The organism is Methanoculleus methanifontis (assembly GCF_030464365.1).
Classification (GTDB): Archaea; Halobacteriota; Methanomicrobia; order Methanomicrobiales; family Methanoculleaceae; genus Methanoculleus; species Methanoculleus methanifontis.
This window is the reverse complement of sequence record NZ_VCYI01000003.1, coordinates 72847-93100: the sequence shown is the minus strand read 5'-3', so window position 1 is coordinate 93100 and position 20254 is coordinate 72847. Positions and strand designations below refer to the sequence as shown.

Below are 20254 nucleotides of genomic sequence, written 5' to 3'. Positions count from 1 at the left end.
GGAGGTCGAGCACCGTCAGGTGCGAAGGCGACGCTCTGAAAGAGCGGAGGTTGATCGGGCGTCCAGACAGGAACCGGGGAAAAGGAGTACCCCGCCCCCACTCACGAAGCACTTTCCTGGTTCATCCCGAACAGGCCCTCGAAGAACTCCACGATCTGGTCGAATATCGACGGCGAGGACGCGGACTGCGCTCCACCCTCGCCCCCTCCTTCCAGGTCGTAAACAGCCGCGATCTCTTCTTTCCCAAGACCGCTCAAGGCCTCGAGGTGCCCGACCGCCGCGGCGACGATCGTATCGTGATCGACGCCGCGCGCCCACGCCCCGGCCATCGTCTCCGACGGGCGGAGCGTCGAGTTCTCGACCCCTACAAGTGCGTAGAGTTCAGGGAGTGAAGACTCCTCCGCCGCGCCCGCATCCCCCTCAGGCCGGATTGCGAGCACCGGGTCGGAGAAGGCCGCCGAAGGCACCTCCTGGTCACCGGCAAGCGCGTACGCCTGGAAGGCGAAGAGATCCGGGCTTGACGTCAGATTGGTGACCAGCCGCTCCTCGGGGAGGGTGAGGTTTGCAAGCGTCAGCCTCCCGGTGCGGGTGGTAACCAAAAACTCCCAGACACCGCGTTCTCCGTCCTCGAGCGTCCGGAACTCCCGGGTCCGGGTGACCTCGTAGACCCCGGTCTCGTCCGGAGGCGGCACCAGAACGACGTAGGCCGGGTTCTCCTCCGTGATCGTCACGTTCCGGGCCTCGACCGTCACGGTGACGGTGAACGTCTCTCCCTCGAACACCGTCCGCGGATGCCGGCCGCCGAGAACCATCGGTGTGTCGAGGAGCCAGTCGAGGTTCGCTATCTCCACCCCGCTGCGGGTGAGGGCGACGTCTCCGGGAGTCCGGTCAAGGAGCACCCCGATACCCCTGACGAAAAGGCCGTCGCGCGGTACGGCGGCCCCGGATGGTGCCTCGGTCTCGTTCTCCTCGGCAGTGTATGACGAACCGGGATTGACAAGCTGGTGGCCACTCTGCACCAGCGGGCGGTCGTGAGATTGATGTGCTTTCGCCATCGTCGCGCCCGGACGCGGGGGAGCAAACCGTTCAAGCGTCGGTTCCGGGTTCGTATCCTCCTCCGGCTCGTCGTCGTCGGTGTCATCGACGGCAACGTCGGTCTCCACCTCTTCGGGCTCAGTGGTGTTTGTTACATTCTGGAGCGGCTCTGTTGCCAGCGTCTCCGTCTCCGCATCGCTGGTCTCGTTGCCGGCTGCAACCATCTCCCCGGCAAACTGCGACAGGGCCGTTATAGGTGGGGGAGGTGTGGAGGTTGCCGGAATCGTCTCCGTCGGCTCCGATATCTCTAATGTCTCTGTCGGAGCCGGTGTCTCCGTTACCTCGCCAGACGGCGGCGTAGCCTCCCCGGTAGCCAGGGAGCCGGGTTCCCTCTCCTCGACGTCTTTATCATCCGTTTCTTCAGGCGCCGCACTCTCCACAGACGTGACCGGCACTTTATTAACGGCAGGTTTCTCGCCCGGTGCATCGACGGTGCCATTCTCATCAGAGCCGGCGAGAGCGAACATGATAAGGGAGGTTATGCCGATACAGAGCACCAGAGCCCCGATAATGAGAATATGTCCCTTCAACGACACCACCCCGGGCATCCAGGAACTCCGCGAACCCTGTTCGCCGGTTCTGCATCAGGTGACGCAGGATTCACTATCCGGGTGGGAAGTCCGTCCATGGGAGTCTCATGGAGCACACACCAGTATAAATAATTTCCGGGCAGGAGCGCGCTCGAAACCCTTTCGCAAATAACCTCCGGGAGAACGGGTTACCCGCCGCCCCGAGATACCCCCGATGTTGCCGGGTTGTTGAAAAAAAAAAGTGTTCAGGCAGAATCGTTCTGTATCAGCTGGACATCGACGATATCGTGCTGCCGCTGTGCGAGAACTTTCGCCTTGAAGATATTCTTCCCCGCTTTACCGATGGCAAGCCCCCGGTCCTCGTCCCGGACCTCGATAAGGGCAACCTGCTGATCCTCCTCGTCCGTGTCGAAGTCGATGCCGGTGACCTGGGCGGGCAGGAAGCAGTTCCGGAGGAACTGGGTCGGGTCCGCGGAGTATTCCACGACCTCGATCCTCTTGCCTATCACGTCGGCAGCCTTCTTGATGCTCGACCCGCTCTTGCCGATGGCGAGTCCCATGTCGCCGGGATTGATCACGAAAATGATCCGCTCATTGCGGTTATCGACGATGCAATCGCGGCTGCCTGCGCCGGTAAGGCTCTCGAACTGGGAGATCAGGCGCATGCACTCCTCAGTCAGCGTAACCTGTGGCATCGTCTACACTCTCGCAGCATTCAAGATATCGGATTCGCCTGGCTCGACCACGGCGAGCGCACTGACGACGTACGGCCTACCGCAGGCTTTCCCGAGCTGGACACTCGAGCCTTCGTAGACGTAGACGGGGATCTCGGTTTCTTTCACCAGATTTTTAACGGATTCCGGGCTGTTCCTGGCCACCACGACAAGTTTGGCCTTGCCTTCCTCGATGGATTCCTGGGTCTTGTTCCGGCCCAGGAACACGGTACCAGTCTTCACGGCTTTGCGTAGTGAAGCATTAAAGTCCATTATGATTTCTCCTAGATTTTCAGGTTTATGGGTTTTGCGATGAGTTTCACATCACCGGTGCCAAGCTGGATAGGCTGGCCCACGATCACGTTCTCGGTGACACCGTTTAGTTCGTCCACCTCGTTCGCGATTGCAGCATCCAGCAGATGGTTGACCGTCACTTCGAATGCAGCCCGGGAAAGGACACTCTCTTTCTCACCGGCGATACCGTGGCGGCCGATCTGCTTGACCTCGCCTTCCATGCACATCATATCCGCAACGAGCATGATATGACGGACATCGACGCCGATACCCTGTTCGTTCAGGGTACTTAAGGCCTCCTGGATGATCGCGTTCCGGCCGGCCTCGATACCGAGTACATCGGCGATCTCGCTGATGTTGTTGCTCCGGGTGCGGGAGGTATCGACTCCTTCGACTTCGAAGACATCTTTTAGGTTGGAGCCCTCAGTATAAAGGATATACTCTCCGCCCTCCTTTCTGACGACGACCCGCTCGATATCATCGATACCCTGGACGATGACGTGCCTGACGTGTTCCGCGAGCTGGAAGAGGTTCTGGTAACTCTCCCGATTCTTCGGAGTGAACGTGAGTGAAACCTTCTTCAGGTCTCCCTCGACGTCAAAGTCGCGGAAATGCCGCTTTTCGCGGATCTTCCTCGGCGCCGTCTCGAGGATCTCGTCGACCGAGATCTTGCGCCGGTCACAGACCGCCTTGTTCAGCATGACGAGAACCTGCATGTTCTCCATGTCGATGGTGATATCCCCGAACTCGTGGAGCGGCGCGGCCTCGATCTGCCAGCTCACCTCACGGGCGCGGTCGCGATTGAACGCCCAGTCGTCCAGCAGGTGGACCGCCATCGTGGGGGTGCTCGGCTCGCGCCGCGCATCCATGATCTCGATCAGGCGAGGGAGACCGAGGGTAACGTTGATCTCGGCCACACCCGCGTAGTGGAACGTACGCATCGTCATCTGGGTACCGGGCTCGCCGATCGACTGCGCCGCCACGACACCGACCGCCTCGCATGGCTCGATCCGGCTCTTCTGATACTCCGAAAAGACCATCGCGAGAATCTGCTCGAACTGCTCCACGGTGAGGTCACGGTCCACGAGAGTTTCTTTGAGGTCCTCCCGCGTCCGGTAAGGCAGATCGAGGGAATCGATCCGCTGCTCCATATCGCTGTTCATTTGACCTCCTCCTTTAAGACGCTCTCAATGATACCCTTCACGTCCACCGGGGCGCCGTAACTGCTCCTCCCGGGGTCGGTTCCGTCTTCGCCGTAGCGGAACTGGATGATTCGGCCCCCCGTCGTCCGGACGGTGCCGTCGTACGCCACCTTGAGATCCTGCAGGGCGTTGATCATCCGCCGCTGGAGGTACCCGCTCTGCGACGTTCTGACCGCAGTATCCACAAGACCCTCACGCCCACCGATAGCGTGGAAGAAGAACTCGGTGGGAGAAAGCCCGCTCTTGTAACTGTTGGTGATGAACCCGTGTGCCTCGGCACCGCGATCGTTGCGCCGGAAGTGCGGCAGCGTCCTGTCCTCGTAGCCACGCATGATCCGCTCACCACGAACCGACTGCTGTCCGAGACACCCGGCCATCTGCGTCAGGTTCAGCATCGATCCACGCGCACCGGAGACCGCCATCACCACGGCACTGTTGTCCATTCCGAGGTGTCGCCCGGCAATCTCACCAGTGCGGTCACGGGCCTTGCCGAGCACCTGCATGATCTGCATCTCGAGCGTCTCCTCGAGCGTCCGGCCCGGCATCGGTTCGAGCTGCCCCTCGTTGTAGATCTTGATCCGGCGTTCGACGTCGCTGACGGCGTTGTTGAGCACCTCGTCGATCTGGCCGTACTCGGTCTTGGTCAGGTCTTCGTCGTCGATACCGAACGAGAAGCCTTCGAGCATGATGCCACGGATCGAGAGCTTGGTCACGTCGTCGATGAACTGGGCAGCCCGCTTCATGCCGTGCTGCCTGATGATCCGGTGCAGGATCTGGCCGTCGAACGCACCGATCCCCTTCTTGTCGATGGTACCGGAGACCAGGTTCCCGTTGATGACCCGGACGAATGCATCGTTCTCGCACATCTCACGCCGGCAGGTCTCGCAGTTCTGGCACGACGAGGCCTTGAAGACCATGTTCAGGTTGTCGGGGAGAACAAGCGAGAAGACCTGCTTGTTCGTCCAGAGGGGGTTGCCGTTCTCATCCATCCGGTCCGGTTCGGGCAGGTGCTCGATATTCAGGTGCTGGGTGAGGTAGAGTGTCTCCTCCTTGCTGAAGTGGCGGACGGTATGCGTCAGGAGGAAGATACCCGAGATATGGTCGTGGATACCCCCGATGATCGGGCCGCCGGTCCTCGGTGAGAGGATGTTCGATGACACCGAGACCAGGATCTCGGCCTCGGCCCGTGCCTCCTCGGTCTGCGGGATATGCAGGTTCATCTCGTCGCCGTCGAAGTCGGCGTTGTAGGGGGGACAGACCGCCGGGTTCAGCCGGAACGTCTTTCCGTCCATCACGACGACCCGGTGGGCCATGATGCTCATCCGGTGCAGCGAGGGCTGCCGGTTGAAGAGGACGATATCTCCGCTCTTCAGCTGGCGCTCCACCGTCCAGCCCGGCTCGATCATCTCTGCGACCGTCTCCAGGTTCGCTTCAGACAGGCGCATCCTCCGGTTGTCCGGCCGAATAGCGTAGTTTGCTCCGCATGGCGACCGGGTGGTGGGGCGTTCAGGGCCGTTTAAGATGTACTGCCGCATCTCCTCGAGGTTGAACTGGGTCACCCGGATCGGGAGCGTCATCTCGTTCGCGATGGCAAGCGGGATCCCTACCTCACCGATGGAGAGGTTCGGATCGGGCGAGATCACCGTACGGGCGGAGAAGTTGACACGCTTACCCGAGAGCGAGCCGCGGAACCGTCCTTCCTTCCCCTTGAGACGCTGCGACAGGGTCTTTAAGGGCCGACCGCTCCGGTGCCGGGCGGGCGGACATCCCGCCACCTCGTTGTCGAGGTAGGTGGTGACGTGATACTGCAGGAGTTCCCAGAGATCCTCGATGATCAGCTGGGGCGCGCCGGCGTCCTGGTTCTCCTTGAACCGCTGGTTGATCCTGATGATGTCCACGAGCTTGTGAGTCAGGTCGTCCTCGGACCGCTGCCCGTTCTCGAGAATGATCGAGGGACGCATCGTGACCGGTGGAACCGGGAGAACGGTGAGGATCGTCCACTCCGGGCGCGCGACGTCCGGATTGACACCAAGAGCCCGGAGGTCGTCGTCCGGGATCTTCTCAAGGCGCGCCCGGATGTCGGCCGGGGTCAGTTTGTGTTCGACTTTGCGCCCTTCTTCCACGAAGACCTCGGAGAAGGTGGTGGGTTTCTCGAAGTTGATCTTGAGCTGCTGTTCCCCGCAGTGGGGGCAGACCCGCTCTTTCTTGATGTCTTTCTCGGAGACGATCTCGCCCGCGAGTTCGCTGTCCTCGTGGCCGATGATCTTCTCGACCTCTTCGGACGTCAGCAGCAGCCGGGAGCACGACCTGCAGGTCACCCGCAGGAGTTTCCGGATCAGCCGGGTGTAGCCGACGTGGATGACGGGCTTCGCGAGCTCGATGTGCCCGAAGTGGCCCGGACAGTCGGCCGCTTTCTGGTCGCAGGTCTTGCACCGGAGACCGGGGTCGATGACGCCCAGGCTCAGGTCCATCAGGCCCTGCGGGTAGGGAAACCCGTCGTCGTCATAGGTGTCCGCCCAGATGATCTTCCGGACGCTCATTTTGCGGATCTCCTTCGGGGAGAAGAGCCCGAACTCGATCCTTCCAACACGTTTTGGACTGGTCATAGTTTGATTGTGCCCCCTCTCTTACACCATATCGTCGAGTCTCAGGCGGGGGGCGATGCCCATGCTCTTCATCTCGTCGAGGAGGAGCTTGAATGCGTAGCTCATCTCGACAGGGTAGATATCCGTCTCGCTGCCGCAGGCAAGGCACCGCGTCACCTTCCGCTTCCGATCGACCATCGCGACCATACCGCACTTCGCGCAGACCCACTGGGTCACCTTGTCCGACTCGTCGAGGAGACGCTCTTTCAAGGCCATGGCCGCACCGTGGCCGATCATCACGTCCCGCTCCATCTCACCGAACCGGAGACCACCCTCGCGGGCACGTCCTTCGGTCGGCTGGCGGGTGAGCACCTGCACGGGGCCGCGCGACCGTGCGTGCATCTTGCTCGACACCATGTGGTAGAGTTTCTGGTAGTAGATGACGCCGACGTAGATATCGGCCGCAAATTGCCGGCCGGTGATGCCGTCGTACATGACCTCGCGGCCGTTGTGTGCAAACCCGAGTTCTTTGAGCGAACTCCGCAGAGCCGTCTCGCGTTCGCCGCGGAACGCGGTCGCGTCGATCCGATGCCCTTCAAGCGATCCGACCTTGCCGCCCAGCATCTCGAGCATGTGCCCGATGGTCATACGGCTCGGGACGGCGTGGGGGTTGATGATCAGGTCGGGCGTCATGCCCGACTCGGTGAACGGCATATCCGCCGCTGGCTGGATGAGCCCGATGACACCCTTCTGGCCGTGTCGGGATGCGAACTTGTCGCCGACCTCCGGCACCCGGAGGTCACGGGTCCTGACCTTCACCAGGCGCGAGGAGTTCTCGCCCTCGGTGATGATGACGGTGTCCACGATACCGTGCTCGTTGCTCCGCATCGTGACCGAGGTGTCGCGCCGTTTTTCGACGGCGATCAGCTCGCTCGTCGGCTCCTCGAGGAACCTCGGCGGAGAAGTCTTGCCGATCAGCACGTCTTTCTCGCGGACGACTGTCTCGGGGTTGATAACGCCGTCGATGTCCAGATTCGCGTAGAACTCGGTACCATGCGCGCCGGAGACCTCTTCGTCCGGGATCTCGATCCGGTCAACCTGGCCGCCGGGGTATCGCCGCTCTTCGCCGTCGTAGGTGCGGAAGAAGTGCGAGCGTCCGAGACCGCGGTCGATAGAGGCCTTGTTGACGATCAGCGCATCCTCGATATTGAACCCTTCATACGAGATGATGGCGACGACGAAGTTCTGGCCCGCGGGCCGTTCGTCGGAACCGATCGCATCGGATGTCTGGGTGAAAGTGAGCGGCTTCTGGCCGTAGTGGAGCATGTGCCCCCGGGTGTCGGGGCGGAGTTTCATGTTTGCCGTCCCGAACCCGAGCGCCTGCTTGACCATCCCGGCGCCCATGGTGACACGGGGACTGGCGTTGTGCTCGGGGAACGGGACGTGTGCCGCACCGATACCCAGGATGAGCGAGGGGTCAATCTCGAGATGCGTGTGCTCGGGGGTGAGGTCCGCCTCGTTGATGGCGATGAAGAGGTCTTCCTCCTCTTCGGCGTCGACAAACTCGATCGCGCCCTTCCGCACCACGTCTTCAAAGATTATTTCGCCGTTCTTGAGGCGTTCGATGTCGTCGTCGGTTACCTGTGGAACACCGCCCTTGACCACGACCAGCGGCCGGCGTGCCCTGCCGCGATCGGTATGGATGATGACGTCGTTGTTGAAGTCCTTGTAGGATACGTTGACCTCGAGGGAGATCTCGCCGTGCCTGCGCATTTCGCGCATCCGCTCGACCAGATCCTGCGGGTCGTCCACAAGCCCGATAAGGGCTCCGTCAACGAAGACACGTGACTGTCTCATGCCGTCTCTCTCCGGAGGGCGATGACGCCCATATCGTACAGAATGTTCTTCACTTCCTCTTCGTTGATTACGCCTTTGCTGATCTCGACCATCTGGGCGAAGTTCTTCACCAGCCCACAGTTCGGACCCTCGGGCGTCTCGCTCGGACAGATCCGCCCCCACTGGGTGGGGTGCAGATCACGGGCTTCGAAGTGAGGCTGCGAGCGGGAGAGCGGGGAGATTACACGCCGAAGGTGCGAGAGCACCGCCATGTGATCCACCCGGTCGAGGAGCTGCGAGACGCCGGTGCGCCCGCCCACCCAGTTGCCGGTGGCAAGCGGGTGCAGCAGCCGCTCGGTCAGGACGTCCGCGCGCACGGCGGTTCCGATCGAGAGGTCGCGGTGACGCATGCTGGCCCGCTCGAGCTGGTGCTTCACGTCGCGCGTCAAACGGTTGAGCGATATCCGGAAGAGGTCTTCCATCAGGTCGCCTGCAAGTTTCAGACGCTTGTTCGAGTAGTGGTCCTTGTCGTCGATCCGGCGCCGATCGAGCACCAGGTCGAAACAGGCCTCGGCCATACGGCCGAGGAAGTGCGCCTTTGCGAGGCGGACGCCCTCGACCGCCGTCCGGTATCCGGGATCCTCCTCTTTCAAGCCCACCGGCATCAGGTAGTTCAGGTGCGGGAGGAGGTAGTTGTCAAGGACGAACTCCGCACGTTTCCGCTGGTAGTCCCGCGTCTGGTTGGGTGCGAGTTTCTTGCCGACGTACATGACGCCGTCATCGACGGTATCGCAATCGCTCTCTTCCAGGTTCTGCATCATGAAGGTGAGGATCTCCTCATCGGTGGAGACCGCCTCCACGATGTCGTGGTCGCCCTGCAGCCCCAGTGCCCGCATCAGGTCGATGAAACGAAGGTGCCCGGCGACCGAGGGGAACGAGACCTCGAGCAGGTTTTTGCGGTTCCGCTCGACAATCACGAGCGCGCGGTAGCCCCGGAACTGCGAGAAGACCTTCGCTACGTAAATCCGCTCGTTGTAGCGCTCGGTGAACTCGGTCATGATCTTGTTCGAGGCGAGATCCTCGAGCGTCATCAGCACCCGTTCCGTGCCGTTGACGACGAAGTATCCCCCCGGATCGAGCGGATCCTCGCCATGCACGATCCGCTCGGCGTCGTTCATGTTGTAGAGGTTGCAGGCGGCCGAACCCACCATCACCGGCAACTGCCCAATGGTGGTGACGATCGGATCCTGCGCTTCTTCGCCCTGGACGAGCGTCATCTCGAGTTGCATGGGTGCCGCATAGGTGAGGTTCCTGAGGCGCGCCTCGCTCGGGAAGAGCTCGGACTGCGAACCGTCCGCCTCGCGGACGAGAGGTTTTTTCACCTCGATCTTGCCCAGTTCAACCCATACGGCCTCCTTCCCCTTCCCGCGGGTCTCGATATCGGTCTCGATGATGTGCTGCTCATCGACGACCTTCTGAAGGTTGTGCAGGAGGAAGTTGTTATAAGAGTCCAGCTGGTGGCGCGCTACGTGCTCCCGCGCAAAATATGCTCTCGACAATACACTTCTATCTAACAGATGGATCAGCTCCCGGCCTCTGAATTTATTTCTTCGGTCTCTTCACAACGAGCCTGTAAGCTTCGGCTCTGCCCGCGGTGCGACTGTCGCGAATGATCCGGATGACGTTCCCGACCTCGCCCCCGATAGCCTTCACTGCAGGATCGTCGTGGTAAATTTTCGGCAATTGTTCAAGAGTTATATGGTACGTCGCAAGAAGGTCAGCGACCTCTCCTTCGCCCATAATCTGATGGTCCGGAACCATCTCGTGTTTGAGTACGTCAAGTGAAGTCCCCATCACCTACACCTCACCGACGAAAAAGTTGCGTATCAGATACATCACCTTGTTAAAATCCATAGACATCGCCCATGGCAACGGGCCCAAGGGGATTTGAACCCCCGACCACCTGGTTAAAAGCCAGGCGCTCTACCTAACTGAGCTATAGGCCCCGCGCGTACTGCCATCCAGCATTATTACAATGCGAGAATAGTATAAATAATTTCCTTACAGGCGTATCATATTATTCGCAGTCTAACGATATAAACCTTTCAATCAGCCACCCGCTACAGACTTACCGGAATATTTAATGCCCCCCGAAGATCCTGTTTATATACGTATTCCCCCCGGATCAGGGTGCCCCCATGACCCCCACTAAAAGCCGCGCAGCTAAGATCATATCCGCCATATCGTGGGTGACGCTGGCCATATACCTGCTCATCGCCGCCTCGCTATCCCTGCTCGCGATATTCTCGTTCTACGACGTCATCCTCCAGGTAGCGGCGCTCGTCCATGTCGACGATATGACACAAGGCATGCTCGAGGTCCTGCACGCGCTCCTTCTGACCCTCATCATCGTTGAGATCCTGGAGACGGTGACGGCGTATTTCAGGACAAACAGAGTGCTCGTGACGCCGATCCTGATTGCAGGCATCACCGCAATGGTGCGGCGGGTGCTGACCTTCGGGGTCGAACACCTCGAACCCATCGATATCGGGATGACACTCGTGGCGATCCTCGTGCTGACGATCGCGATCGTCTATATCGGGAAGCAGGAACGCGCGGATAGCTATTAGGGCAAGAACCGGCAGCGCGAATCGGACAGAACGACCCCGGTTCTGGTGCAGAGCCGTCAAATCGGAGAGCGAGCGCGATCAATGTGTCTCGAAGAGATCTTCAAACTGGGTGCGGACCTGATTCAGCCGTTCTTCCTGGATCCTGATGCTCGCCGCCATGCTCTTGATGGCTCTCGTGATGTCCTCACCCATGCCCGCCCGAGCATCTTTGATGCTGTAGGTGGTCTCAAGGATCTTTAAGAGGCGGCGATTGATATCAACGCTTTTTGCCAGACGTTCGTACTCGTCAACGAGTTTTTGGTCCACGCCGGCTTCGCGCGCCCGCTCGATGGCAGCGGCGATGGAGTGCCGGCGTGCCAGCACATGCTCGATGGCCTCGTAGAGCTGGTGATGGGTGGTAGGCTTGAGGATGTAGTCCTCGATGTAGGAACCGTACTCGTTCGCCTCCTCGGGGGTGAGAGGTTTTGCGGTCAGCATGAGGACGGGGATATCCTGTGTTGCGGGATTGGTCTTGATCCGCTCGAGTGTCTCCCACCCATCCATCGGTTCCATCATGATATCCAGAAGAACCAGATCAGGATGGGCCGCATTCAGGGCCTCAAGACATTCCTCGCCACTGAAAGCGGTGACCGGCCGATAGCCACCACGTTCCAGCATGGTGACAAAAACGTCGACGATCATGGGGCTATCGTCGACAACCAGTATTGTATACATCATGCCTCCTCCTCTCTGATCCTGACTGCTACATTCAATAACTGTCCCTGTACTTTCGGGAGATCCGCCGACATATCAATTACCGCCGTGATCAGGGCGCTCTCCCCGACACTCACGATGAGGATTCTTGCGTCGGATGAGGCAACGGTGACCAGAAGCGGTCGCTCCATGTTGACGCTGCCGCAGGCCGCCTCTGCCGATGCGAGAACCGTTGCACACATTGCTGCGAAAAGCGACGAGGTGAGGTCACCTTCCGGGAAGTGTTTACCCAGTATTTTGCCTTCACTGGAAACGAGAGCACATGCAGTAACACCAACAACTGACCGGATCTCATTGATGTGCCTCCGGACACTCTCTTCAATGAAGGGATGGCGGTTCATCAGATTAACCCTGAGATATCTCACTGAGGTATCTCAGTCGCATCATATATGAATATCGAATCTGCACTGTGCGGAATCGCTTTACCAACTTGCTTTTACCATAATCAATAAGGAATCGCGGCCCCTAAGCGAAGAAACCCTGCTGCCGCAACTCAACCGGCCCCACAGCATGATGGTGAAATCCTGCGTGGAAATATGCCTGACATTTTTTCCAGTCAGGCTTCTTTGAGAAAAGGAATTTCCACCTCCCAAAACTATATTTATGCCCTTCAATCTGAAGGGGCAAATAAATAAGTTTATGTTTGAGAACTACAATCACTCCTTGAGACGATTTTGGATGATCAGGGCCTACACTATCGCCTCCGGGAAAGGCGGAACCGGGAAGACGACCGTCACCGCAAACCTGGGAACTGCGCTGGCCCAGCACGGCAGGGAGACATGCATCGTCGACACGGATGTTGGGATGGCCAATCTCGGGCTGGTATTAGGGCTCGCAGAGACCCCGATCACGCTCCATGAGGTTCTGGCAGGCGAGGCTTCCATCAGGGATGCAATGTACGAGGGGCCGTACGGTCTCAAAGTAGTACCCTCTGGTCTCTCGCTCCAGGGATTCCAGAACGCGAACCCCGAACGGCTCAAGGACGTGATGTGTGATCTCACCGACCGTTGTGATTTCCTGCTTCTCGATGCACCCGCCGGAATCGGCACGGACGGAGTCGTACCGCTCACTGTGGCAGACGAGGTTCTGCTGGTCGTGAACCCCGAGATCTCTTCGATCGTGGATGCTCTGAAGATCAAGATCCTGACGGAGACGATCGGCGGCACCACCAGGGGAGCCATCCTCAACCGGGCGATACTGAAAGAGACCGACATGAACCGGAGAAAGATCGAGAAGGCTCTCGGCGTGTCGGTCATCGATACGATTCCTGAAGACGCAAACGTGCGAAGGGCAGCAGCGGCGAAGACACCGGTCGTCGTCAGAGCACCAGGCTCCGAATCATCGAAAGCGTTCAGAAGAATTGCAGCTAAACTGGCGGGAATCCCCGTTCTAGAGGAGCCGCACAAGGTACAGGAAGGATTTGTCGAGCGGCTCGCCCGCGCACTATTCAGGAGAGAACCATGATGATTATGGATATTAACGCAATCATGATAGTCTTGCTCTCGGTAACCATCGTCTGCCTGCTGTTCATTATGTACGTGATGTACGTGCGCATCCAGCAGCTTCTCGAAGAGGTCGCAGCACTGACCGGCAGGATGGAGATCACCGGCAGCGAACTGGAACAACTGACAAGAAGCGTCGAGGAGTACAAGAGAGCCCGCGGATAGGAAACCTATCCTGCCTCCGCAAAGCGAAAGTATATGTGTAATTCGAGCATATGTAATAAGGAAGGGGCCATAGGGTAGCCTGGCCATCCTAGGAGACTGGGGGTCTTCTGACCTGCGTTCAAATCGCAGTGGCCCCATCAGACCATTTTTTCTCTGTCCCCAACAGAGTTATCCGTAGCATGAAATTGACTGCAGACTGCACGGATTGCCTGATCAGTCGCGTCGAGTTCGAGAGCCGGCTTTGCATCGACGATCCGGTGCGCGTCTCCGAGATCGTCGATGCGTGCCGGGGCCTTCTTGACCGCATCATCGCCGATCCAGTGCCCGCACCCGTCATCGCGAGCCGGGTACACCGGCTCGCCTACCGGATGATCGGCGATCACGACCCCTACCGGTTGTTGAAGATGGGCAACAACGAGGATGCGGCGGCGGTCTGCCGGAAAGTGCGCGACGATCTTTCGACATTCCACGACCTTGCGCTTGCAGCGGTCATCGGGAATACACTGGACTACGGGTCGATGGCGCATACCGTCACCGATAACTTCGTCGAATTCTTCCGCCGCGAATTTACGACAGGGCTGACCGTCGACGACACCACCGCGATCGGGGCGCTCACCTCCCGGGTGGTCTACCTCGCCGACAACTGTGGAGAGATCGTCTTTGACGCCCTTTTCGCCGACTACCTCAAGAAGAACGGGTCGAACGTTACGTTCGCTGTCCGGGGAGCCCCGATCTTAAACGACGCAACAATGGAGGATGCCGTGGCGCTCGGGCTCGACCGCCGGGTCGACCTGCTCACCCCCACCACGGACGGCATCGCCGAACTCGGACTCAACCGCAAGCTCGCCCCGCCGGCACTCGCCGATGCTCTTGATCGCGCGACACTCGTCATCGCGAAGGGAATGGCCAACTACGAGTCGCTCTCGGACGACCGCGACCTACCCCCCGTCGCCTACCTGATGTCAGTGAAGTGCGGCCCGATCGGCGCGGATATCGGTATCCCGGTTGGTTCCCGGGTCGCTCTTCTTCGTGAGTGAACCGGCGCGGGCGTCGGGTCTTCCCCGGGAGACCCCGTCCGACAGCCAGGAGGATATATACATTCCGGAAATGGTCTCCCGGGATAAGAGCAGTTATTCAGATTAACAACGATTTTTTACGGTTTTTATTAATATTTAAATCCATATATTCATTTAGTTATTTATTGGAAACTAATATATGAGGGTGAGAATAGATACTGGAGCGGGGAACTACCACACCCAATAATCACCAGTCATTCAATTCCATCAGCAATCACCACAGCCAACTACACCACCAACAACGCAAGGGTTCGGTTGGGGGCACCGGGTGCCCCTCAACCAGCGTTCAGCAACCACAAGCGAGATAACACCGGACTACAGGGTCTTCGGGTGTGGCCCCCCCACCTCATTCCATAAGGCCGACATTATTCCACTCTTCTCAGCAGTCGGATTGCAACCGGCTCAACTTACGTTATTATCCAAACGCCCCCTGTGCAGTGCAGCATCCGCGGCTTCAGATCCGACAAATAAGGAAGGTGCACAACCTCACATGACGATGCAAAGAAAGAATAGCGGAAAATCGGAGAGAAGATAGGGGAGACTTCGTCCCTTCGCACCTCAGCCGAAGATATTCCGGGACATCTCCAGCGCCTCGATGGCGGGCATCTTCTTCCCGGTCAGGAACTCGATCGCCGCCCCTCCACCGGTGGAGATGTGCGTAAACTCGCTCTCGAGGCCGAGCCGCTCGGTGGCCGCGCCGGAATGCCCGCCGCCCACCACCGAGAACTCCACAGTGGCCGCCGCCCTCATCAGTTCAAAGGTACCGACGGCGAACTGCTCCTCCTCAAAGAGCCCAGCGGGACCGTTCACCACGACCGTTCCCGAGTCCGTGATCGTCTCCGTGAGGCTCCGTATCGAGTCGCTCCCGATGTCGAGCACCTGGGCGTCCTCCGGGACGCCGTCCAGAGCGTACTCGACCCGTTCGCCGTCTTCGCGGACGGCAACCGATTGGGGCAGGGAGAGACGATCGGGGTAGGACGCCAGGAGGTCTTTCGCCTTATCGATCTCAGCCCGGTAGCCGAGATCGTCGATCAGCCGGGCCGACGGGCGCCCGATATCATGGCCCGCCGCAAGCAAAAAGACGTTTCCCACCACGCCGACGACGATCACCCGGTCAGCCGTTCCTCGCGCGAGGACGTTCTCTGCGACCGCTATCGAGTCGTCCACCTTCGTCCCCCCAAGGACAAAGGTGACGGGACGCGGGGCCCCGGTGAAGACCCGGGAGAGGTTCGCGACCTCCTTCTCCATCAGGAGACCAGCAACCGACGGGAGCACGAGCGGCAGCCCCACGATCGACGGCTGCGACCGGTGTGCTGTGCCGAACGCGTCGTTGACATACACATCGGCCATCGATGCCAGCCTCCGGACGAGGAGGGTCTTCTTCGCCTCCTCTGGTTTCAGGGTCAGGTTCTCCTCAGCGGCAAACCGAAGGTTCTCGAGCATCAGGACATCTCCACGCTTTGCGCTCCGGATTGCATCCCTGGCGCACCGCCCGAAGATGTCCTCCACATACGTCACCGGGCGGCCAAGAAGCCGCTCCAGTTTCGCCGCGTGCGCCTCAAGCGTCGTAAAATCCTTCTTGCCGGGCCTGCTCTGGTGCGTGAGGACGACAAGCCGCGCGTCCTCGAGCGCCTGCACCGTCGGCAGGTGTTCCCGGAACCGTTTGTCGTCCAGGATCTGGTTTGAGGAAGGGTCGATGGGCGAGTTGAAATCAACCCGCAACATCACCGTTCCCGTCAACTTCCCAGTATCTGCGAGCGTACCGATCTCCACCGGGTATCACCAGTCTCTCTCTTCAGGCACTCCGTGCCTTAATCTTTTTCAGGCGGAAGAGTTCCTCGCGCTCCATCTCATCGAGCCGCATCTTGATGAAGTCTCTGGCCTCGGAGAGCTCCGGGATCACCTTGAACTCGAGCGCGTTCACGCGCCGTTTGGTGCTCTCGATCTCGTCGAGCAGCCGCTTCATCGTCGTCTCGATCTCGGCGGCCTCGATGATCGCCTCAAGCAGATCCTCGAACGCCTCCGCGGTCTCGTCGATGACGGCGGACGTGCCGAGCATCCCGTAACCGCGGTCGAGCACGCCCTTCCGGACGGAAGACGCCTCAATCTCCGGGACGACGACACCCATGATGTTTTTGCTCTTGAGGGAGATGGCAGGGATGTCCGCCGTTGAGAAGGCGGCGGCTTTCACCCCTATCGCCCCTTCGAAGGTCTCCGCGAGGGCGATCATCTCCAGCGCACGTTCATACCGCTCCAGCATCGCGCCGCGGCTGTCTTTCGCCTGCTGCAGCACCTTGAAGAACTCCAGGATCAGCCCATCGCGCTTCATCTTGAGGATGTTATAGCCGCGCTCCGAGAGCTTGATCCGTCGCTTGACGTTGATCAGCTCTGATCGGGTCGGCTTGATATCTCGCAGCGCCATAGACGTTTACCCCTGTGCCTTCTTCCGGTACTTCGGGTGATACTTCTGGATCAGTTCACGGTCGATACGGACGAGCTGCTCTTCGGGCAGCGTCGAGAGGAGTTCCCAGCCAAGGTCGAGCGTCTCCTCGATCGACCGGTCTTCGTAGAGGCCCTGCCTGACGAACCGGTCCTCGAAGAGGTCGGCGAACTCAAGGAACATCCGGTCGCGCTCCGAGAGCGCGTCCTTGCCGACGATGGCCACGAGACCCCGGAGATCGTTACCCTCCGCGTATGCCGCGTAGAGCTGGTCCGAGACCTTCTTGTGGTCCTCGCGGGTATGGCCCTCACCGATACCGAGGTTCATCAGACGCGACAGCGAGGGCAGCACGTTGATCGGCGGGTAGATACCCTTCCGGTGCAGCTCACGGTTGACCACGATCTGGCCTTCGGTGATGTAACCGGTCAGGTCCGGGATCGGGTGAGTGATATCGTCGCCCGGCATCGTCAGGATCGGGATCTGGGTCACCGAACCCTTGACGCCCTTGATGATACCCGCACGCTCGTAGATGCCTGCAAGGTCGGTATACATGTAACCCGGGTAGCCACGCCGCCCGGGCACTTCTTCACGGGCCGCGCCGATCTGACGAAGCGCCTCGCAGTAGTTAGTCATATCCGTCAGGACGACCAGCACGTGATAGCCGAGGTCGAACGCCAGGTACTCGGCTGTGGTCAGCGCGAGACGCGGCGTGATCGTCCGCTCGACGGCCGGGTCGTCGGCAAGGTTCAGGAACACGACCGAACGCTCGAGAGCGCCCGTCTTCTCGAAGTCGGCCATGAACTGGTTGGCCTCTTCCCGGGTGATACCCATCGCCGCGAAGACCACAGCGAACTCTTCGGTCGAGCCGGGCACCTTCGCCTGACGTGCGATCTGGAGCGCCACATCGTTGTGGGGCAGACCCGATGCCGAGAAGATCGGGAGCTTCTGACCACGGACGAGGGTGTTCGTCCCGTCGATCGTCGAGATACCCGTCTGGATGAAATCCTCGGGCGAGGACCGGGCGTAGGGGTTGATGGCCGCACCGGTGATATCGAGCCTTTTCTCAGGCACGATCTCGGGGCCGCCGTCGATCGGCTTGCCGCCGCCGGAGAGGATACGACCGAGCATGTCCTTTCCGACCGGCATCTTGATCGTCTCGCCGGTAAACCGGATGCCCGAATCCCTGCCGATGCCTGCGGTGGTCTCGAAGACCTGGACGACCACGATCTCGTCGCTCGTATCCAGCACCTGGCCACGCTTGACCGTGCCGTCGGCGGTCACGATGTTGACGAGCTCGTTGTAGCCGACCGGCTCCGTCTTCTCGACGAAGACCAGGGGGCCGGCAATCTGTGCAACCGTTCTGTATTCTTTCATGGTCACGCCGCCCTCATCGCATCAAATTCAGCTTCCATGTCTTTCAGGATCTTCTCAAGCGCAGGCTCGTAGTCCTTGATGAACTTGATCTGCGGAAGCTCGTTCTTGCTCCTCACGCTGATGACCTGCTGCGGGGTCGCCCCACCTGCCTGAGCGGTACGCGCGAGGTCGGCGTAGTGCTTGATCGCCTTCATCATGTCGTACTGCTTGGACATCGGGCAGAACGTATCCACTGCATCGTAGGCGTTCTGCTGCAGGAAGATCTCACGGATCATCCTGGCCACCTCGATGGTGACCTGCTCTTCGTCAGGCAGCGCGTCGGAACCGACGAGCTGGACGATCTCCTGAAGCTCAGCCTCCTTCTGGAGGACACCCATTGCCCACGCCCGGAGCGGGTTCCACTCGGGCGAGACTTCCTGGTCGTACCAGTCGTTGAGCGAGTCGAGGTAGAGCGAATAGGAGTTCAGCCAGTTGATCGCCGGGAAGTGCCGGCGCTGGGAGAGCTTCGCATCCAGTGCCCAGAAGACCTTGACGATACGCAGAGTGTTCTGGGTGACCGGCTCGGAGAAGTCACCGCCGGGCGGTGAAACCGCGCCGATGACCGATACGGAACCGGCCGCTCCGTTTAAGGAGATGGTGCGGCCTGCCCGCTCGTAGAACTCCGAGAGGCGTGCTGCAAGGTATGCAGGATACCCTTCTTCACCGGGCATCTCCTCAAGACGGCTCGAGATCTCACGCATCGCCTCCGCCCACCGTGAGGTGGAGTCGGCCATCAGCGAGACGTCGTAGCCCATGTCACGGAAGTACTCGGCGATCGTGACACCCGTATACACGGACGCTTCACGAGCCGCGACAGGCATGTTGGAGGTGTTCGCGATCAGCACCGTCCGCTCCATCAGCGGCTTGCCGCTCTTAGGGTCCTCAAGTTCCGGGAACTCGGTCAGAACCTCAGTCATCTCGTTGCCGCGCTCGCCGCAGCCGATGTAGACGACGATCTCGGCGTCCGACCACTTTGCAAGCTGCTGCTGGGTGACCGTCTTGCCGCTCCCGAACGGTCCGGGGATGGCCGCCGTTCCGCCCTTCGCGATGGGGAAGAGACCGTCCAGAATCCGCTGACCGGTGATCAGCGGGACGTCCGGGTTGAGTTTCTCCTTCATCGGTCGGGGAACACGCACAGGCCAGCGCTGGAGCATCGCGATCTCGGTGCCGTCCTCAAGGACGCAGATGGTATCGTCGACCGTGAAACTGCCGGCCGCGATCTCCTTGACCTTGCCGCCCTTCGATCTGGGCGGAACCATGACCTTATGGACGATGTTCGTCTCCTGGACCGTGCCGAGGATATCTCCGGCTTTGACTTCGTCGCCCGCCTTCACCGTGGGCACAAACTCCCACTTCTTCTCGTGGGAGAGGCCGGGTGCCGAGACACCGCGCTCGATGAAGTTGCCCATCTTGTCCACGAGCACCTCGAGCGGCCGCTGGATCCCATCGTAGATACTGGTCAGCAGCCCGGGCCCGAGTTCAACAGCGAGCGAGAGACCGGTATTCTCCACCGGCTCACCGGGTCTGATGCCGTCGGTATCTTCGTAGACCTGGATGATGATGTTCTCACCCTGGATCTTGATGACCTCCCCCATCAGTTCTTCATTGCCGACCTTCACCACGTCGTACATGTGTGCGTCGAGACCGACAGCAGTGACGACCGGCCCTGAAATTCGTTTCAGGACTCCTTGAGCCCTGTTTTCCTTTGCTTTATCCATTACTTCCACAGATCAACACCCACCGATCTCTTGATTCTCTCTCTCATCGACAGGCCGCCCTCTTCTCCACCGATCGCGATCATCGTCGGCTTGACGGAGTTCTCGAGGGTGGTGCGAAGCCGCAGGGGAATCCGCTCCATGTCGCTGCCCTTCAGCACGAGGATGCCGACGTCTCTGTCCTGGAGCACCTGGTTGATGTGCTCGATCAGCCGCTCATCGGTCTCAGCCGCGTAGGTCTTTCTGACGCCCGCGAGCCTGAAACCGAGGATAAATTCACCGGTACCGACAACTGCGATCTCCAT

General features: G+C 59.9%; 19 protein-coding genes and 2 tRNA genes. 5 read left to right on the top strand and 16 right to left on the bottom strand.

Features of this window, described 5'->3' with window-relative positions:
• Window positions 1–101: 101 nt before the first annotated feature.
• The 9 genes from FGW20_RS03175 to FGW20_RS03135 all read right to left on the bottom strand — a co-directional run bounded on the left by FGW20_RS03175 (window position 102) and on the right by FGW20_RS03135 (window position 10261).
• A complete protein-coding gene (locus FGW20_RS03175) occupies window positions 102–1625 on the bottom strand; it encodes a hypothetical protein (protein ID WP_301676641.1) in 1524 nt (507 codons plus the stop codon).
• Window positions 1626–1870: 245 nt separating this feature from the next.
• Entirely contained in the window at window positions 1871–2320 is a 450-nt protein-coding gene (locus FGW20_RS03170) for a NusA-like transcription termination signal-binding factor (protein ID WP_301676640.1), read from the bottom strand.
• Window positions 2321–2323: 3 nt separating this feature from the next.
• Entirely contained in the window at window positions 2324–2611 is a 288-nt protein-coding gene (locus tag FGW20_RS03165) for a 50S ribosomal protein L30e (protein WP_301676639.1), read from the bottom strand.
• 11 nt (window positions 2612–2622) lie between these two features.
• Complete coding sequence (gene rpoA2 / locus FGW20_RS03160) at window positions 2623–3783, bottom strand: DNA-directed RNA polymerase subunit A'' (RefSeq protein ID WP_437178569.1); 1161 nt, start codon at window positions 3781–3783, stop codon at window positions 2623–2625.
• A gap of 8 nt (window positions 3784–3791) precedes the next feature.
• Window positions 3792–6440: a DNA-directed RNA polymerase subunit A' gene (locus FGW20_RS03155; protein WP_301676637.1), complete on the bottom strand. Its 2649-nt coding sequence runs from the start codon at window positions 6438–6440 to the stop codon at window positions 3792–3794.
• Window positions 6441–6461: 21 nt separating this feature from the next.
• Window positions 6462–8276 (bottom strand): DNA-directed RNA polymerase subunit B, encoded by a 1815-nt coding sequence (gene rpoB, locus FGW20_RS03150; protein WP_301676636.1) that lies wholly within the window; start codon window positions 8274–8276, stop codon window positions 6462–6464.
• Window positions 8273–9814, bottom strand: a complete 1542-nt coding sequence (locus tag FGW20_RS03145; RefSeq protein WP_301676635.1) for a DNA-directed RNA polymerase subunit B'' — start codon at window positions 9812–9814, stop codon at window positions 8273–8275. The genes rpoB and FGW20_RS03145 overlap by 4 nt, the downstream gene beginning before the upstream one ends.
• 43 nt (window positions 9815–9857) lie before the next feature.
• Complete coding sequence (locus FGW20_RS03140) at window positions 9858–10109, bottom strand: DNA-directed RNA polymerase subunit H (protein ID WP_301676634.1); 252 nt, start codon at window positions 10107–10109, stop codon at window positions 9858–9860.
• A 78-nt stretch (window positions 10110–10187) separates the two neighbouring features.
• Window positions 10188–10261: transfer RNA gene (locus FGW20_RS03135), tRNA-Lys, on the bottom strand.
• Window positions 10262–10453: 192 nt separating this feature from the next.
• Here FGW20_RS03135 and FGW20_RS03130 point away from each other — a divergent pair.
• Complete coding sequence (locus FGW20_RS03130; RefSeq protein WP_301676633.1) at window positions 10454–10885, top strand: phosphate-starvation-inducible PsiE family protein; 432 nt, start codon at window positions 10454–10456, stop codon at window positions 10883–10885.
• Between the two features lie 78 nt (window positions 10886–10963).
• Here FGW20_RS03130 and FGW20_RS03125 read toward each other — a convergent pair whose 3' ends face one another.
• Both FGW20_RS03125 and FGW20_RS03120 read right to left on the bottom strand, forming a co-directional pair.
• Window positions 10964–11599: a response regulator gene (locus FGW20_RS03125; RefSeq protein ID WP_301676768.1), complete on the bottom strand. Its 636-nt coding sequence runs from the start codon at window positions 11597–11599 to the stop codon at window positions 10964–10966.
• The gene (locus tag FGW20_RS03120; protein ID WP_301676632.1) at window positions 11599–12003 is read right to left on the bottom strand and encodes a roadblock/LC7 domain-containing protein; all 405 of its coding nucleotides are present in this window, start codon (window positions 12001–12003) and stop codon (window positions 11599–11601) included. The genes FGW20_RS03125 and FGW20_RS03120 overlap by 1 nt, the downstream gene beginning before the upstream one ends.
• 313 nt (window positions 12004–12316) lie before the next feature.
• On the opposite strand from FGW20_RS03120, the gene minD reads away from it, so the two are divergent.
• The 4 genes from minD to FGW20_RS03100 all read left to right on the top strand — a co-directional run bounded on the left by minD (window position 12317) and on the right by FGW20_RS03100 (window position 14342).
• Window positions 12317–13102 (top strand): cell division ATPase MinD, encoded by a 786-nt coding sequence (gene minD / locus FGW20_RS03115; protein WP_301676631.1) that lies wholly within the window; start codon window positions 12317–12319, stop codon window positions 13100–13102.
• 23 nt (window positions 13103–13125) lie between these two features.
• On the top strand, window positions 13126–13305 hold the full coding sequence (locus FGW20_RS03110; protein ID WP_301676630.1) for a hypothetical protein: 180 nt from the start codon (window positions 13126–13128) through the stop codon (window positions 13303–13305).
• Window positions 13306–13368: 63 nt separating this feature from the next.
• Window positions 13369–13442, top strand: a tRNA-Pro gene (locus FGW20_RS03105).
• Between the two features lie 42 nt (window positions 13443–13484).
• On the top strand, window positions 13485–14342 hold the full coding sequence (locus FGW20_RS03100) for a damage-control phosphatase ARMT1 family protein (protein ID WP_301676629.1): 858 nt from the start codon (window positions 13485–13487) through the stop codon (window positions 14340–14342).
• Between the two features lie 597 nt (window positions 14343–14939).
• Here FGW20_RS03100 and FGW20_RS03095 read toward each other — a convergent pair.
• Genes FGW20_RS03095 through FGW20_RS03075 form a run of 5 tightly spaced genes read right to left on the bottom strand, consistent with a single transcriptional unit; the run spans window position 14940 to window position 20254 of the window.
• A complete protein-coding gene (locus FGW20_RS03095) occupies window positions 14940–16154 on the bottom strand; it encodes a phosphoglycerate kinase (protein WP_437178567.1) in 1215 nt (404 codons plus the stop codon).
• Window positions 16155–16176: 22 nt separating this feature from the next.
• Entirely contained in the window at window positions 16177–16803 is a 627-nt protein-coding gene (locus FGW20_RS03090) for a V-type ATP synthase subunit D (protein ID WP_301676627.1), read from the bottom strand.
• 6 nt (window positions 16804–16809) lie between these two features.
• Complete coding sequence (locus FGW20_RS03085) at window positions 16810–18195, bottom strand: ATP synthase subunit B (RefSeq protein WP_301676626.1); 1386 nt, start codon at window positions 18193–18195, stop codon at window positions 16810–16812.
• A 2-nt stretch (window positions 18196–18197) separates the two neighbouring features.
• Window positions 18198–19952, bottom strand: a complete 1755-nt coding sequence (locus FGW20_RS03080; protein WP_301676625.1) for an ATP synthase subunit A — start codon at window positions 19950–19952, stop codon at window positions 18198–18200.
• Window positions 19952–20254, bottom strand: coding sequence for a V-type ATP synthase subunit F (locus FGW20_RS03075; RefSeq protein ID WP_301676624.1), 303 nt, complete (start codon window positions 20252–20254; stop codon window positions 19952–19954). Before FGW20_RS03075 ends, FGW20_RS03080 begins: the two co-directional genes overlap by 1 nt.